Origin of the sequence: Brevibacillus fortis, from assembly GCF_046196545.1 — a bacterium.
Taxonomy (GTDB): Bacteria; Bacillota; Bacilli; order Brevibacillales; family Brevibacillaceae; genus Brevibacillus; species Brevibacillus fortis_A.
This window is the reverse complement of record NZ_CP176370.1, coordinates 1,232,923-1,247,341: the sequence shown is the minus strand read 5'-3', so window position 1 is coordinate 1,247,341 and position 14,419 is coordinate 1,232,923. Positions and strand designations below refer to the sequence as shown.

General features: G+C 44.9%; 21 protein-coding genes and 1 pseudogene. 5 read left to right on the top strand and 17 right to left on the bottom strand.

What is annotated here, in order from left to right:
* Window positions 1–273: 273 nt before the first annotated feature.
* The 8 genes from ACKKE8_RS06665 to ACKKE8_RS06630 all read right to left on the bottom strand — a co-directional run bounded on the left by ACKKE8_RS06665 (window position 274) and on the right by ACKKE8_RS06630 (window position 3,045).
* On the bottom strand, window positions 274–405 hold the full coding sequence (locus tag ACKKE8_RS06665; protein ID WP_409177462.1) for a hypothetical protein: 132 nt from the start codon (window positions 403–405) through the stop codon (window positions 274–276).
* Window positions 406–608: 203 nt separating this feature from the next.
* On the bottom strand, window positions 609–830 hold the full coding sequence (locus ACKKE8_RS06660; RefSeq protein WP_409177461.1) for a hypothetical protein: 222 nt from the start codon (window positions 828–830) through the stop codon (window positions 609–611).
* Window positions 814–1,077 (bottom strand): hypothetical protein, encoded by a 264-nt coding sequence (locus ACKKE8_RS06655; RefSeq protein ID WP_017250201.1) that lies wholly within the window; start codon window positions 1,075–1,077, stop codon window positions 814–816. Before ACKKE8_RS06655 ends, ACKKE8_RS06660 begins: the two co-directional genes overlap by 17 nt.
* Window positions 1,078–1,126: 49 nt before the next feature.
* Window positions 1,127–1,558, bottom strand: a complete 432-nt coding sequence (locus ACKKE8_RS06650; protein ID WP_409177460.1) for a hypothetical protein — start codon at window positions 1,556–1,558, stop codon at window positions 1,127–1,129.
* On the bottom strand, window positions 1,551–2,102 hold the full coding sequence (locus tag ACKKE8_RS06645; RefSeq protein ID WP_409177459.1) for an XRE family transcriptional regulator: 552 nt from the start codon (window positions 2,100–2,102) through the stop codon (window positions 1,551–1,553). Before ACKKE8_RS06645 ends, ACKKE8_RS06650 begins: the two co-directional genes overlap by 8 nt.
* 57 nt (window positions 2,103–2,159) lie before the next feature.
* Window positions 2,160–2,405, bottom strand: coding sequence for a hypothetical protein (locus tag ACKKE8_RS06640; protein WP_409177458.1), 246 nt, complete (start codon window positions 2,403–2,405; stop codon window positions 2,160–2,162).
* Between the two features lie 157 nt (window positions 2,406–2,562).
* Window positions 2,563–2,715: a hypothetical protein gene (locus ACKKE8_RS06635; protein ID WP_158265750.1), complete on the bottom strand. Its 153-nt coding sequence runs from the start codon at window positions 2,713–2,715 to the stop codon at window positions 2,563–2,565.
* A 72-nt stretch (window positions 2,716–2,787) separates the two neighbouring features.
* Window positions 2,788–3,045: a multiprotein-bridging factor 1 family protein gene (locus ACKKE8_RS06630; RefSeq protein ID WP_409177457.1), complete on the bottom strand. Its 258-nt coding sequence runs from the start codon at window positions 3,043–3,045 to the stop codon at window positions 2,788–2,790.
* 159 nt (window positions 3,046–3,204) lie between these two features.
* Here ACKKE8_RS06630 and ACKKE8_RS06625 point away from each other — a divergent pair, with 159 nt between their 5' ends.
* A complete protein-coding gene (locus ACKKE8_RS06625) occupies window positions 3,205–3,576 on the top strand; it encodes a helix-turn-helix domain-containing protein (RefSeq protein WP_409177456.1) in 372 nt (123 codons plus the stop codon).
* 352 nt (window positions 3,577–3,928) lie between these two features.
* On the opposite strand, the gene ACKKE8_RS06620 is transcribed toward ACKKE8_RS06625, so the two are convergent.
* The 5 genes from ACKKE8_RS06620 to ACKKE8_RS06600 form a co-directional block, all read right to left on the bottom strand.
* Window positions 3,929–4,690, bottom strand: a complete 762-nt coding sequence (locus ACKKE8_RS06620) for a LytR/AlgR family response regulator transcription factor (protein WP_409177455.1) — start codon at window positions 4,688–4,690, stop codon at window positions 3,929–3,931.
* Window positions 4,691–4,741: 51 nt separating this feature from the next.
* A complete protein-coding gene (locus ACKKE8_RS06615) occupies window positions 4,742–4,888 on the bottom strand; it encodes a cyclic lactone autoinducer peptide (protein WP_409177454.1) in 147 nt (48 codons plus the stop codon).
* On the bottom strand, window positions 4,885–5,409 hold the full coding sequence (locus ACKKE8_RS06610) for an accessory gene regulator ArgB-like protein (protein WP_409177453.1): 525 nt from the start codon (window positions 5,407–5,409) through the stop codon (window positions 4,885–4,887). Before ACKKE8_RS06610 ends, ACKKE8_RS06615 begins: the two co-directional genes overlap by 4 nt.
* Window position 5,410: 1 nt before the next feature.
* On the bottom strand, window positions 5,411–6,055 hold the full coding sequence (locus ACKKE8_RS06605) for a hypothetical protein (protein WP_409177452.1): 645 nt from the start codon (window positions 6,053–6,055) through the stop codon (window positions 5,411–5,413).
* A gap of 290 nt (window positions 6,056–6,345) precedes the next feature.
* The gene (locus ACKKE8_RS06600; RefSeq protein ID WP_016738816.1) at window positions 6,346–6,429 is read right to left on the bottom strand and encodes a putative holin-like toxin; all 84 of its coding nucleotides are present in this window, start codon (window positions 6,427–6,429) and stop codon (window positions 6,346–6,348) included.
* Window positions 6,430–6,561: 132 nt separating this feature from the next.
* Between ACKKE8_RS06600 and ACKKE8_RS06595 the strand changes: the two genes are divergently transcribed.
* Complete coding sequence (locus ACKKE8_RS06595) at window positions 6,562–7,989, top strand: recombinase family protein (protein ID WP_409177451.1); 1,428 nt, start codon at window positions 6,562–6,564, stop codon at window positions 7,987–7,989.
* Window positions 7,990–8,012: 23 nt separating this feature from the next.
* Here ACKKE8_RS06595 and ACKKE8_RS06590 read toward each other — a convergent pair.
* Window positions 8,013–8,189: pseudogene (locus ACKKE8_RS06590) on the bottom strand (SpoVR family protein); the annotation flags it as partial.
* A gap of 135 nt (window positions 8,190–8,324) precedes the next feature.
* Entirely contained in the window at window positions 8,325–8,507 is a 183-nt protein-coding gene (locus ACKKE8_RS06585) for a hypothetical protein (protein ID WP_409177450.1), read from the bottom strand.
* A gap of 368 nt (window positions 8,508–8,875) precedes the next feature.
* Here ACKKE8_RS06585 and ACKKE8_RS06580 point away from each other — a divergent pair, with 368 nt between their 5' ends.
* From ACKKE8_RS06580 to helD, 3 genes are all read left to right on the top strand, one after another.
* Window positions 8,876–9,250 (top strand): DUF423 domain-containing protein, encoded by a 375-nt coding sequence (locus ACKKE8_RS06580; RefSeq protein WP_173620980.1) that lies wholly within the window; start codon window positions 8,876–8,878, stop codon window positions 9,248–9,250.
* A 165-nt stretch (window positions 9,251–9,415) separates the two neighbouring features.
* Window positions 9,416–10,039, top strand: a complete 624-nt coding sequence (locus ACKKE8_RS06575; RefSeq protein WP_409177449.1) for a DUF6143 family protein — start codon at window positions 9,416–9,418, stop codon at window positions 10,037–10,039.
* A gap of 253 nt (window positions 10,040–10,292) precedes the next feature.
* A complete protein-coding gene (gene helD / locus ACKKE8_RS06570) occupies window positions 10,293–12,653 on the top strand; it encodes an RNA polymerase recycling motor HelD (protein ID WP_409177448.1) in 2,361 nt (786 codons plus the stop codon).
* A 47-nt stretch (window positions 12,654–12,700) separates the two neighbouring features.
* Here the strand turns inward: helD and ACKKE8_RS06565 are convergent, their stop codons facing one another.
* Window positions 12,701–13,039: a DoxX family protein gene (locus tag ACKKE8_RS06565; RefSeq protein WP_409177447.1), complete on the bottom strand. Its 339-nt coding sequence runs from the start codon at window positions 13,037–13,039 to the stop codon at window positions 12,701–12,703.
* A 53-nt stretch (window positions 13,040–13,092) separates the two neighbouring features.
* Window positions 13,093–14,265, bottom strand: a complete 1,173-nt coding sequence (locus ACKKE8_RS06560) for a bis-aminopropyl spermidine synthase family protein (RefSeq protein WP_409177446.1) — start codon at window positions 14,263–14,265, stop codon at window positions 13,093–13,095.
* Window positions 14,266–14,419: the final 154 nt, after the last annotated feature.

Sequence of the window (14,419 nt, the reverse complement as noted above, 5' to 3'; positions counted from 1 at the left end):
CCAGTCTAGAGAAAGGAGGCGACAAATTTGGCGACTTTTTATTACTACAACAAGAATCTGGATTCTAAAGGCAATCATGAAGTTCATACAAGTGAATGCTCCTATCTTCCAGCCGCACTAAACCGTGTAATGATTGGGTACGAAAACGATTGTCATGCTGCGATTCAACGAGTAAAAAAAGAAACAGGGAAAACAAATTATGACGGATGCTATCACTGCTCTTATCCATGTCATAAGGGATAATCCATTGAGAGGGGAAAACCCCCTCTCTTTTTATGGCATTGCATTCTCGAAGTAAAATTGATTAACCGCATCAATAATTTCCTTCAAGTCCTTTTGAGTAAAGCCTAGTTTCTGGCACTCCTTGCATATCATCGTTATCAATTCCGCTTTTCTGTCGCTCATCCCGAGTTCCCCCCCTTCTCTTAAATCACGAGGCCGCCACCCTCCTAAAACCTCTATGGCAGCGTTGTAGTTCCTTGCCTACGCCACGTCTTGACCTCGCTATGTATTACTTGGAGGTTCGAACCTCCGTGGAAGACTCCCTCACGTGCGATCCCTAATTTGAAGGAGGTCGCGAAATCTTCCACGCAGGGCCGAAGCCCGCGTTACTTTATCAAGCGTCTTGCCTGTTCCCTTATCCCCTCTACGAAATCCTCGTGATTCATCGTTGCTTTCCCCTCAACAAGAAGCTCCAATTCTTCAATAACATCCCTTACCGTCCATTCAAGCCCGCTGTCATCAACATCAAAAGCTAAGGGTTCCAATTGCCGCTGTCTGTTCGGCTCCGTCCGTTCGACGTACTCCGGAAAATCAAGCAGTTGCTGCATGTATGACAACCTCCTCTGGCTGTTTTACTGGTTTCAAGCTATTTAGAAAGTTGCGTAGACGCTCAATCTCGTCCCAGTTTTGCAACACAATTTGCTGTCCAGCTATCCATTGACCATCCCGATAATCGGGTGTTGCCTCGATCCGCAGAGTACCATCCGTCTTATAGGTCGCCATCCGGTCAAACTGACCGCCCAGCAGTTCATTGGACACGATACCTTTTTCTTTCAACCGATCGTTCACATTCATGTCTTGTCCTCCCCTACACTGTTGTGGTATTCTTCCAATGAGTTTTGATTTATGCCGTCCGTTCGCCGCGGGCGGTTTTTTCGTATTTCAGGAATGCTGCGACTTCTCTCGCTTTTAATAAGACTGCTTTCCGCTTGCCCTTCACCATTACGTACGGCGCTTTAAGAAATCGCCTCTCCCGCTTTGCCTTTACCTCCCGTAAACGAGTAGCTAGCCATAGAGCCTGTGATGCCTTGGTGTGTGCCAAACCCCTACGGTTCTCAACCGCTCTTTCTAACGCTCCGGCAGCCTGCTCTAACTGTTCCTCATCCAAGTAACCAGGATTTCCACCACACATTTCGATAAGAGTATTTGCCGTGATGATAAGCCGTCTTGCATGCCAGGCATTACCCTCTTGCTGAACCCTGACCTTCTCTTCGACTAATGCTCCGATTACAAGAAGCAACTGGTCTTGATCAAATACCATGTACTGATTATTCATGTAGCCCTACCCCTTTCATCATTTTCATGAGTCCGTTTTTCATCCACTTTGATTTGTGGATAGCCCATTGTTTAATCCATGACACTTTGTACTCTCTACAAAGGATTGCTGCGAGGTTTGTACTTGCTGTGACGACATCCAATGTCTCTTGGATTAAGGTCTCAATTGCTTGCTTTTCCTGTGTTGTTAAGGATCGCGGCGGCGCGCTGATAAGACTTTCCTCAGCCTCTCGGATTATTTTCAACAGCTCGTTCATTTCGTGCTCTGTGCGATCCAGTACGGTGTGGCGGTTCACTTCTATTCGATCGCCGTCGAGGATTCCGGGGCTTGTCCCAGCTGTCGACTCTTGGGCTGCCGCCATTGCAAGGTACGGGTTATCCGTTATTAACACCGATTTAGATTTGATATCTGGAGGCGTCACTGCCCGACCTGTGGTGTATGAAGAAACTGCCTCCCGGCTTACATTAGCTTCAAAACCGAAAGCTAACTGCGTCATGCCAGCCTCATGAAGTGACTGGCCTAACTGTCTACCAAAGTCGCTCATGTGTTCGCACCATCCTTACCAGCGTTATTCTGTTTTCGATGTACAATGAATCCAAGCTCACTTTCCAGACTCTCCCTCGGCAGCCATATGAGCCGAGGGCATTTTTCTTTTTCGGATCAGTTCATGAAGCCTTTCTTTGTAAGCCAGAAGCTTTGGAAGCCGACGCTCTCTTTTCTCACGTGGCCATTTTGCTGATTGCTTCACTTTCTCGATGTACCAACAAATGCGCTTAACCCAACAATCGAGTTCATCCAAATTGATCACCTCACTTTCATCACACAACTGCATGCAGCGCCGAGTCATGGCAGTGACCCCCACCTGACCTTGTTTCACCCTTACCCGGCGAAATGGTGGAATGTATTATGGCGCGGCTCCCTGCTTTCACAGATCAAATCGCTCGCTCCCGCTCTTCGGCGCTCTATGCAGTTGTGTGAAGCTTGTCCATCAAGGCAATCTCTCGTTAGAGAGACGCCACTGTTTGTTCGGTGATAGGAGTTTGGGGTTCTTTATAAGTGCCGTTTTGCTTTGCTCTTTCTCTCGCAGCCATCAAGGTTCTAACAATCCACTTCACGTCTACCGGATTTAGGTTGAGCTTGAGCGGTTGTGGTTGCATGTCATCCCCTCCCTTGTTGACAATGTATGACATACGGCTTGTTCAACTTGCTCGTCTTGTTGTTGTTACCACTTAAGCAGGCTTTTGTTTTACGCCAGTAGATGTTGACGTTTCTTCAACTTTAGAATCAGAAAAATACTCTTTTGCTAGTGTAGCAGGCTTAACTCCAAAGATTTCTGCCATATGCTCGATATGATAACTTGGCAATGTAAAGTGCCCGTTCTTAATTTTCGAGTACCATCCTGGGGTTCTCTTCATTAATTTTGTCAGCTCTTTAACAGAAAGGTTTCGCTTTTTTCGATAATTTTCAATGACCATTGGATTAGGCATTGTAGTTCACCACCTTATGTTGAAGTTTCTTCAACTTGTTAATGTTATAATAATTGGAGTATCTTCAACTTGTCAACTGATTGTTTGAAGTTTTTTCAACTACCTTTTGAACATTATTCAACTATCCTATAATTGACTATAGGAAATGAGGGTGATCTTGTGTCCTTTGGTCAACGACTAAAACAAGCGAGAAAAAATGCAAAGAAAACACAAAAACAAGTGGCTACCAGACTTGGTGTCGATATTTCAACGATTTCAAAGTATGAAAACAATCACTCAGAACCTGACAACGACACTCTCTTGCAACTAGCAGAGGAATATAATGTTTCTCTAAACTGGCTTATCACAGGCAAAGAAGCCGAAGATACATCTTTATACGCCAGTACAAATGTGGATATCCGCGCTGACGTTGATCAAATCGTAGAGATATTGCAATCCATTCCAGAAGCAGAACGGAAATCATTCCTGGATCAAGTCGATACTTTAGCTGAAATTGTAAAACGTAAATACGAAAAAAGCCGTTCACAATGAAGCTGAACGGCTTTTGATCATATCTATGAGTTTTTTTACATTCTCATCCTTATTCATGTGCATTATTAACAAAGTGATCTTGTCGATGTCTTCTTTAGAAATTGAACCTTTTACCTGTTCGATCTTCTCTGTAGTATTCATGAAGCATCCCCTTCTATAAACTCATTCGTTTTTCTCGGTGGTAGCTGTCTGGGTCCATCTTACCAGTACTCCAGAATCAGAAGGCATTTTGACGGGATGAAATTTGTCGATTTCTGCTAATAGTTCACTATTTAGAGTATTTTAGGCATAAAAAAAGCATTTCGTCGGGACGAAACGCAAAATATCTGTCGAAGATTTGCAATTGACAAGTTTAACCGTGGCGAGCTCTGTATCTATCCCATTGGGCTTGTATATCGGCTTGGATAGCCTTTTTGGTGCTTATAGCAATTGTATTAAGATTATGTATGTTAGGCTTTAGGAACAGCTTCTTGCCATCAAATGACTCCACTTTCTCCAAGTTGGCTAAGTGTGATCGGCCACAGCGTGCAAAGTTTCGATCTGAGAGGTATTTCTCAAATTCTGATAGTCCTCCTTCAGTTCGTACTTCCTCGCTTTCAGTATAAATAATGGCTCCGCGCATCTTACTTTCAATCATGATGACTTCAAAATAAGGAATTTGTCTAAATGTACCTTCAGACATTGCTGGTACAAAAAAACCTCCTGCCTTTTCAAAATCACAATATAGCGCACGCCTCTTTAACAAGGATATCGCTTTATCTAAAGCCCCAGTTTCTGCGTAACCAAATTTCGATACCACATCAACGCAGCCATATTTCTTTAAAAGTATAGCATTAACCAAATTGTCATTAATAGTAAGCAGAAGACTAGGCACCCGAATTCCTTTTTCATGGATGGTGCGGAGAAAGTCTACACCAGATGCTTTCTCATTCAAATCAAAGTCTGTAATGATCGCATTGAAGTACTGGTTCTCAAGAAAATGAAATGCCTCTACTGAATTCGAGGCATAAACAACACTATGGATAGAGTCCTTATATTTGTCTAAGACAAGCTGCATCGACTTTTGATGCCCCTTGTTATCCTCAATTACCAGCAGTTTCAAACGGTTGCTCATCTTGATGTTCTGCCTCCCTAAAAAAAAGAGCGCAATTTGCGCCCCTTTTCATTACTTCTTTTTGCGAAGCTCCTCTGGAACTTCTGGCTGATGAACAAACCACGCAGACGCAACGTTAACCTGCATCGTTGCTATTAAAGATAAGAATGAAGATGAAGCCATTACTACTGGTACGAGGATGAATTTTTTAAGATTCATTTTGATTGCCTCCTGATATGGATTAATGACATAGCTTGCACTAAGAAAGCTTTTGACACAGTTGGCGACAGTAAGAAAAAGTTAATCGCAACGATTGCTATTGATATCCATTTTAATGTCGGATAGTATTTTTTGTCTATGTTACTATGTCCCTCGATTCTTGAAGGAGAAAAGACTAGAACTAAAAGAGCTGCAATCACCAGTAAGATAACATTGACTTTATCAGATATAGCGATGTGAGGAAGAATTGACATTGTACCAATAGAAACAACTGTACAAGCAGTTGAAGAGTGTAAATGGATCCCACCGGATGTTAGACGAAGCATTACAAATGCGAACATAGTTAGAGCTGTTTCCAATGCTTTTCCGGTTATTGTGCCAATCAGCATTGAAACGAGAACGATTAAAAATCCATTTATGACTATGATCAAGCCGAACTTTAAAGTAGGAATACTTGCTGTTTTATCAGGTTTCACGCTCTTCATAGATACAGCTATTTTTTCGGCTAATGATTCGATCATTTTATTCTCCTGTTTTTCTTAAAAAATTGTATAGCGTAAACGTTTGAATACCAATCAGTAACAATAAGATTAGTCCATTATCCGACACAAGCCCAGAAGCCAATAAATATACAAAACCAAAAAGAGCTAGAAAAGAGGATACTGCTCCTATTAGATACCATTTTGTTTCTGAAAATCTTACAGTTACTGACTTCCCATTAATAACATAATTAAAACCTGCATCTTTTCGGTCAATTACCCACCCAATAATAAAAATAGTTCCAAATGAAGCTCCCTGTAAAACGAATTTTAATACATCATGACTAGCAACATCAGTGGAAAAAATCCAGTTTCCCAATATTAAATATAGTGCCTGTACAACACCATAGCCTACATAACCTGTTATAGACATGACCGTTGAATAATAAAAATGGAACCGGAATACTATCGCAATAATGATAATTAAACAACCAAGTTGAATAAATGGTGCGATCTCTTCTAAATTTGAAACAAATCTTAAAAAATAGGAAACAAAAGTGAGTAACGAACTTGAAAAAATTGATTCGTACAGGAATTCAATGTGATTCAAACGGAATAGTGAACAAATAAAATAAAATATGGCGAAGAATTCAAGGAACGAAAAGACAACGAAAAGAAATTCATCCATGTTTGCACCTGTACCTATCCAGTTTTAATCAGTATAAAGCTCTGTGCAATTACACTACAAGCATTCTTGTATATTTCACATGTATGGTTTTAACATACATTTAGGATGGTATTAACATCCTAAAAAGATGTTTACATCACCCTTTTTGTGGTAATCTATAAACATAAGCATATATTAAAAAAGACCGTCCGGTTGCACCCGAACGGTCAAGTACAATAGACGTTCCCGCAAAGGGGCGGCTCAATAGTTATAGGGAAAAGACCGCCTGGCCTTCCGAGCTCAAGGGCGGTCTATTTCTTTTTGAGGTACGTCAGCAATGCGAGGATGAACATGCCAAACATGAACATCAGCGTCAACGCTTGATAAACCTCCATCAGCCTCACCCCCTCCCTATAAAATATGAGAGAGTGAGCCGACCACCCTTGAGGAGCCGATTCTATTGTACTTGGAATATTATAGCATGTTAATCGATTGTGAATGAGCTATTTTTGGGAAGGGTGAACACCGTGAAAGTAGCAATTTATATACGCGTTAGTACAGAAGAACAAGCACAGCAAGGATACTCATTAGACGCTCAAAAGGAAAGGCTGATAGCTTTCTGTAAGTCACAAGGCTGGGATGATCACATCCTATACATGGATGATGGATATACTGGTACAAACATGAACCGTCCAGCACTTAAACGCCTTATAAGACATATTGAAGCCAATGAAATTCAGACAGTCCTTGTATATAAGCTCGACCGGCTGGGCCGTAAGCAAAAAGACGTTTTGCATTTACTTGAAGACGTGTTCGAAAAGAATAACGTTGCCTTTAAATCTGCTACTGAACCATTCGATACCTCTACTCCGCTCGGAAAAGCAATGCTCGGAATACTGGCTGTATTTGCTCAATTGGAACGCGATATGATCGTTGAACGCATGGTCGAGGGACGTCGGCAGCGTGTTAAGCAGGGCCTTTGGCATGGTGGAAGAATTCCGTTCGGTTACACCTGGAGTCCGGAAAATTCGATGATGGAAATCGTGCCAGATGAAGCCCACCTTATCCGTGAGATATATAGACTTTATCTAGAAGGTCAATCTACATTGGCAATTGCGGATTGGGCTGCACTGAGGAGCAGCGCAAGAAAATTTACTCACGTTGCAATACGTGACATCCTCGCAAGGCCAATTTACGTAGGAAAACTAATAAACGATGGGGTGCTAGTTGACGGAAAATTTGAAGGCATAATTGATCCTGATATCTGGTATGCTGTGCAGCGAGAAAAATCGAGACGTAAAGAGGGGCTTACTCCAGTCGGTGATTACCTTTTAACTGGTCTATTAGAATGTGGAGTATGTCAAAGTCCTGTTGTACACGTAAGGCGCAAGGCGAAAAGAGGCGACCATACTTACCTGTATGAGTTATATGCTTGTAAAAATCAACACGTACGCAGAAAAGAACGCTCACAAGAATTACCTTGTCGGCTAGGTTATCACCATCGCGATACCGTTGAAAAATATGTAATTGATAAAATAAAAAGCATAGCTCTCGATCCACAGATTGTTTTAGAGGTTTCGGAAGAGGGTCTTACCAGACATAATCATCAGGAAGCTATCGATGCCCTAACGGAACGAAAGAAGAAAGTCCTCAGCGGCTTGGACAATCTCTATGATGCTATTCAGTCCGGTGCAATTAAAGCTAACGCTGTAAGCGATCGGATTACAACTCTTGAAAAAGAACAGGAGTTAATTGAAACACAGCTATTGGATTTAATTGGGAAGGAAGTCCCGGAGAGGAATGTAGAGGAGTTTCAGTCTTTGATTAATCTAATTGGCGAAGATTGGAACTACCTGACGTTTGAGGAACAAAAAGTAATGATCAGGAAAGTTGTTAAGAAAGTAACATTGATTAAGAACAAACTCGTTAAAATTACCTGGAACCTTATGGAATAGTTTTCATTCTCTTGGAGCTTTGCCTTCCCAAAACTCCAATGAGAAAATCTGGTTGGCATTCCATACGCGCCAAATGTATAAATGATGTCAGACGGGCATATCTCGTATCGCATCGGGTAAAAATCGAGATTGAACCCTTTGGCGATCTCGGTAATTTCGTCAATGGATCGCTCCAGTTCTTTTCGCTCGTCGTTGGTCAAATCGTTTCGCCTCCCCCTTTTGCCGTCGGTCTACTTTATGTATATGGGGGACCGCGGTAAAAGACGCCAGCCTTCCGAAGAAAAAAAGGCATCCCCGACTGGAGACACCCTTGATTTGTTTTTTGTCCTACCTTCTTAGCCTTGGAACCAGTCGCGTACACCAGTATAAATAAGAGCTCCCGCGAATACGACCACAGTGATCAGACCAACTCCATCCACCAAAGGGTCCAACCCACTTAGGAAGGAACCTTCCAACGGCGCTTTCAGCAATGCGTAGCCACCGAGGAGTCCTCCAATATTGGAAAGCCATTTGTTCATATTACGTCACCTCCCGTCGCAGCAGCCTGTAAGCGTTGCCACTGCGATACTTTACATTATGTTGAAGGTTGACAAGCGGTCTGTACGGTAGTCCAAGGCGTGTTCACCAAATTACAATTGGGCTTTAGCGGTTGTTCAAAAAATCGACTTTTGATCACGAAGTAATTCTGCATGCATATTCGACATCGAAAGTGACGTTCACCTTCAAAGTCCGGTGCTCATGTAGGATGCCTACACTCCGCTCCTCCTTCTTCAGGTTCTCGCCACTTTCTCGGTGCTGAAAAGTCGACTTTTTGAACTTGGATTTTTAAGTTAAAATAGAGAACAGACAAATGTACAGGTTATGTGAATAAAGGAGTGACGCACTCATGAAGCTGTTTTTGATGCTTGGCAGTATCAGTGGATTTCTTTCGGTTGCGTTAGGAGCATTCGGAGCACATGCACTGAAAGAAAAACTGGACGCCTATTCGCTGGGCATTTTCCATACGGGCGTGACCTATCAGACGACACATGCACTGGCTCTCGTGCTGGTTGCCCTGTTGCTCAAATGGTACCCGGATTCTTCCGGCCTCGTCTGGGCAGGCTGGTGCTTTGCAGCCGGAACCTTGGTCTTCTCCGGCAGTCTCTACACGCTGGCGATGACCGGAATTAAGGTTCTCGGTGCGATTACGCCGATTGGCGGGGTTTTGTTCCTCGCTGGGTGGGCACTGCTTGCGATTCATGCTTGGAAAACCGTATCGTAGACAAAAGCTTGCAAAAGGTTGGGATTTTCACTCCCAGCCTTTTTTCTTTCCGCCATGACTTAGCGGAACTTTGCCTACCAATAACGCCAGCTCCTGACACCCTCCATGCACGATTGCCATATGCTGTAGGGTTAGCAGTTACCCCACTCACAAGGAGAGGAAATCATGGCGAAGCCCTCCTATACACGCCCCTCGTATTTTTATGGCGGAATACCAGATGTCTACATGCAGATGGGGTACTATCCGTTTCCCACTCCTTCTGCTACAGAACAGCTGAGTCGGAGTGTTCACATTCCGTATGCGATGTCGATGGCGGATCAATGTAAATACTTCATGGGGCAATCGGAAAAAATGATCGTGAGCGATGGGGCTATCGGGCTCGCTGCCTTGTCGAATCCCTTACGCTCCGGTGTTCATTTATTTGTCCATCACTGGATGGTCACCAATCCATCCCCGCACCCGATAGAAGCACATTTCTTGTTTGGCAAAGGCTCCTCCCTCACTGGTACAACTCTCTCACGTCAAGTGACTTCTGGTTATGTTCAACTCCCCGCTTGTCCCGCCGCCCAAGGGCAACTTTTGCATGGTGTCGGTATGACGGATACCTTTTCAGACCACATTCAGACCGCCACGCGAATCATTCCGGCATCCTCCACCGTTGAGGCGACCCCTGGCGGACAGTGGATTCTCGGACCAGGAATGGCGCTCATCGTTCGCGTTCCAAACACTGGTGAGAAGACATCCTTTTACTTTTCAATAGACTGGTGGGAACAACCCGTATACGGGTAGCTCTCACTGGAATGCTTGACGGACAAGTTTAGCCGCAACAAAAAAGGGAACCCCCAAAGGAGTTCCCTGTCATTTCACTTTGTATTTTTTCTACACCATGTTGAAAAGCCAATTTTCACATGATACAATGAGAATTGGTCTGTCGGTCAATCGTTGATATGTAACTATTTTATCTCCAATATAATAGTACCACATTCACTTTCGATTGTCAAACCTTCAGGCCAAAAATGGGGAACGAAAAAGGAGCGGTACCATGAGCGTGACTGATCAAGATCGGCAAAACGAACAACAACGTGTTGAACGAGTCATCTCAGAGATAAAGAACCGAATAGATGACCTCAAAGAGCATGTGAATGTCGTGAGCGAGGATATCATCGGAATTCGCAAGCATTTTTGGGACGATGTGACAGTCAACTTCGAAGATGCCATCGAAGCTGTTGAGACTTACGCCAGTATCAAGCAACAAGCGGAAGTCCTGTCCGAGCGTGAACGCATCCATCGCCATGCCCAAAATCAGTTGCGTACGCTGCAGCGATTGTTGCACTCTCCCTATTTTGGCAGGATTGATTTTCAAGAAGAGCTGGAATCGAAGCCAGCAGCCATCTATCTCGGCATTGCTTCCTTGCTGGATAAAAACGACGAGGAGTTTCTCGTCTACGACTGGCGCGCACCGATCTCCAGTCTGTATTACGACTATTCGCCGGGGCCAGCAGAGTACAATACCCCCAGCGGAAACGTAAATGGAGAGATTACGTGCAAAAGACAATACATCATTCGCGACGGCAAATTGCTGCACCTGTTCGATACGGGCGTGACGATTGGCGACGAGCTGCTTCAGGAGGTACTCGGCAAACAGGCTGACTCGCAGATGAAAAGCATCGTGGCCACGATCCAACGGGATCAAAACCGCATCATCCGCAACGAACGCAGCCGACTCGTCATCGTCTCTGGAGCTGCCGGTAGCGGAAAAACGTCTGCGGCTTTGCAACGAATCGCTTATTTGTTATACCGTTATCGCAAGACATTGACCGCGGAGCAAATCGTTTTGTTTTCGCCAAACTCCTTGTTTAATAGCTACGTATCGACCGTTCTTCCTGAGCTCGGCGAGGAAAATATGCAGCAAACGACTTTTCAGGAATACGCGGAGCATCGTCTCGGTGACGACTTCCGCCTGGAAAACCCGCTTGAACAGATGGAATATGTACTCACAGCAAGTGAGCAGTCTGGATACGAGGCGCGGCTGGAAGGAATCCGATTCAAATCAAGCGCCTTGTTTTTGCAGGCCATGGATGAATACGCGAATAGCTTAAAACAATCTGGTATCATGTTTCGCCCCGTTACATTTAGAAACCATACTCTGATCAGTGCTGCCCACATCCATGAGCTGTTTTATTCTCTCGATACGAGTCTGCCAATCCCCAATCGGATGGTACTCGTTGCGAAATCACTGCTGACAGAGCTGAAAAAACTGGAACAGCGAGAACGATCAAAACCATGGGTAGAAGATGAAATGGAATTGCTTGACCGAGACGCATATGTAGCTGCTTATCAATCGCTGCGCCGCAAAAAGCAGTTTCGCGAGGATACCTTCGATGACTTCGAACGCGAGCAGGAGCTCTTAGCCAACTGGATCGTCAAAAAGCAGTTTCAGCCTCTGCGCGCTTTTATCCGGGAACTTCAATTTATTGATACTCGCGCTATTTATCGCCAGCTCTTCTTGTCACCTGACTTGCTCGGGACGCTTGCGCCAAATACTCTCCAACATGATGTATTGGACAACTGGCCCGCAGTGTGCGAACAGACAGCAGAGCGTTTAGAGCAACAGTATTTAGCTTGTGAAGACATCCCTCCCTATTTGTATTTGCAGGAACGATTGGAGGGCAAGCAGACGAACAACCTCGTTCGTCATGTATTTCTCGATGAAGCCCAGGACTACTCCGCCTTTCAGTTCGCTCTCATCAAGAGTTTGTTTCCCCGTGCCAAAATGACCGTGCTGGGAGACTGGAATCAGGCGATTTACGCTCATGCGTATCACCAAAATAGCTTTGAGGCTGTCACATCCCTGTTTGAGCCTGAAGAGACGGAGACCTTCGTCTTGACCAAAAGCTACCGCTCCACCTATCCCATCGTCTTGTTTACACGACAGCTTTTGCGAAACGGGGATATGATTGAGCCTTTTATGCGCGACGGTCGCTTGCCAACTCTAACCAAAGTGACATCACCTCAGGCTCATACCGATGAAGTTGAAGCACGCATACGTGAACTCGCCGATCGTGGTCATCAGACGATCGCTGTTATCACAAAAACGCTAGAGGAAGCCCAAGGCGTTCATGACGCTTTGCAAGAGAGATTGCCGATTCGCTTGATCAAGCCCGCTACTCTTTCCTTTGAGAAAGGAATCTTGATCATTCCCTCTTACTTGGCAAAAGGGGTCGAGTTCGATGCGGTCATCCTTTATGATGCTTCCGCCACATCCTATGGCGAAGAAAGTGAACGCAAGCTTTTTTACACGGCATGTACACGAGCCATGCACGAGCTGCACCTTTACTATTCGGGTGAAAAAAGTCCATTTTTAGATAGCGTTTCTCCTGAGTATTACGAGCTGTTTGTTTAAAAAAAGAGATCCAGCTGACCGCTTACTGCTTCAGCCGGATCTCTTTTTCACCTTTTTAGACCCACACAAATTGTGACAAGCAACAGGATCAAATTCAGCTCATAACCGCCAACAAACCCTTTCGCCCATTTCACCGTCAAAATCGCCCCTGCCATGATCACAGCTAATCCCCAGGCAGCATATCTTGCCCCGACTCCGATAATCAGAGCGAGACCGCCGATCAGTTCTACGATCAACACCAGATACGCCAGCCACCCCGGCAAGCCGAGATCTCCAAACGTCGTCACAACAACAGCCATCCCTTTTTGCAGTTTGGCTATGCCATGGATGAAAAACAAGATTCCCGTCCCGATCCGTAATAAAGCAAACGCTTTTTCGTAAGCCATCTTATCTTATTCTCCCTCCCCTCCACCACTACCATATGCCCCCTTACGTACAATCAGTCTTGCGCTCTCCGGCGGGACAACAGCTCAAAGCTCTGGTGTTTGCAACGAGGGCAGCCGCGTTTTTTCAATTGTTCGATCGTCACTATTTTTGCCTGTGCCCCTACCTGGATCGATCTTTTGCAACGCTTGCATTGATACTCACGCTTGGAAGGAGCCTCTTCGCCTGTGTACAGCGACTCCAGAAATGGATGCTTGATCGTCGGAGCCGTCAGTTCTGTAGTGGTGAGCACAATCATCTGTCCTTTATTTCCAATCATTTGCGCCGCTTCGTATTCATTAAAATGACTGAGCACCTCTCGTACGGTCAAGCCTGCCAGCACGAACTCCCGTTGCATATTCAGCGTGAAATCAGGGGATTTATGCGCAAAGGACAGGAAGATGGACAGTCCTTTTTGCTTTTGCAGCCCACTGATTCCGCGGGATAAAAACAAAGCCATTCCTTGCAGCGTATAAGGTGGATCGGTGAAAAAGCAATCGTACCCACCCTGCAGCTTCTTCGGCAGCGGCTGTCGCAAATCAGCCTGATGGCAGGTTACGGTTAATGCTTTTTGCTTGGACACATCCGTAATGTACTGGAGAAAGCGTTCATCTATATCGACTACGTCAATTTGCTCTGGACGTTGTTGATTCCCTGGAAACAAGCGTTTGAGCAAAAGTCCCAGCGAGATGCTGACCAAATCATCATCCCCGACGCATAATATTTTTTTGCCCACCAAACTCTGATGCCGCAAGCATAAAATTGCCCTGCGCAAGCTCGTCTCGACTGTGCATTTGGACTGATCGATCTGTACATCGACTTGCGGACGCCCAGCAAAAATCGTCTCCATCTCCGCTTGCAAGTCAGCCAGTTCTGTTTTCCAAGCTTCGTCGTCTCTCATCAGCTTCTCGTACAGCTCTCGATCCAGCCCACCATACCCTAGCTTTTGCTCAATGAACGCTTCCCCTTCTGCGGTGCATCTCACCCCGCTCCCCTGCTGTATAGCTCCTGCCTTGATCAGCTCTTTTTTAATGGCAGTCGCCACAGGTACAGGCAAGAGAACTTTTCTCGCCAGCTCTTTCGTAGGCAAACCAGGATGAAAATAACACGCGAGCAGAAACTGTTCGATCACATGTTGACCTTCTTGCAAACGTACTTGTTTATAGGTGTCTTCGATATAATTTTTCATGTAGAGAACCTCTTTTCAAAAGGGATGGACCCATCGATGCATGCAAAAAGGCAGAGCATGAACATTCGTTCATCTCCGCCTTGAGGGCATGCGTTCGCTACGTGCGCGTGGATAGTCACGCAAAAAAACCGTGCGTAAGAGCACGGTTCCCGTA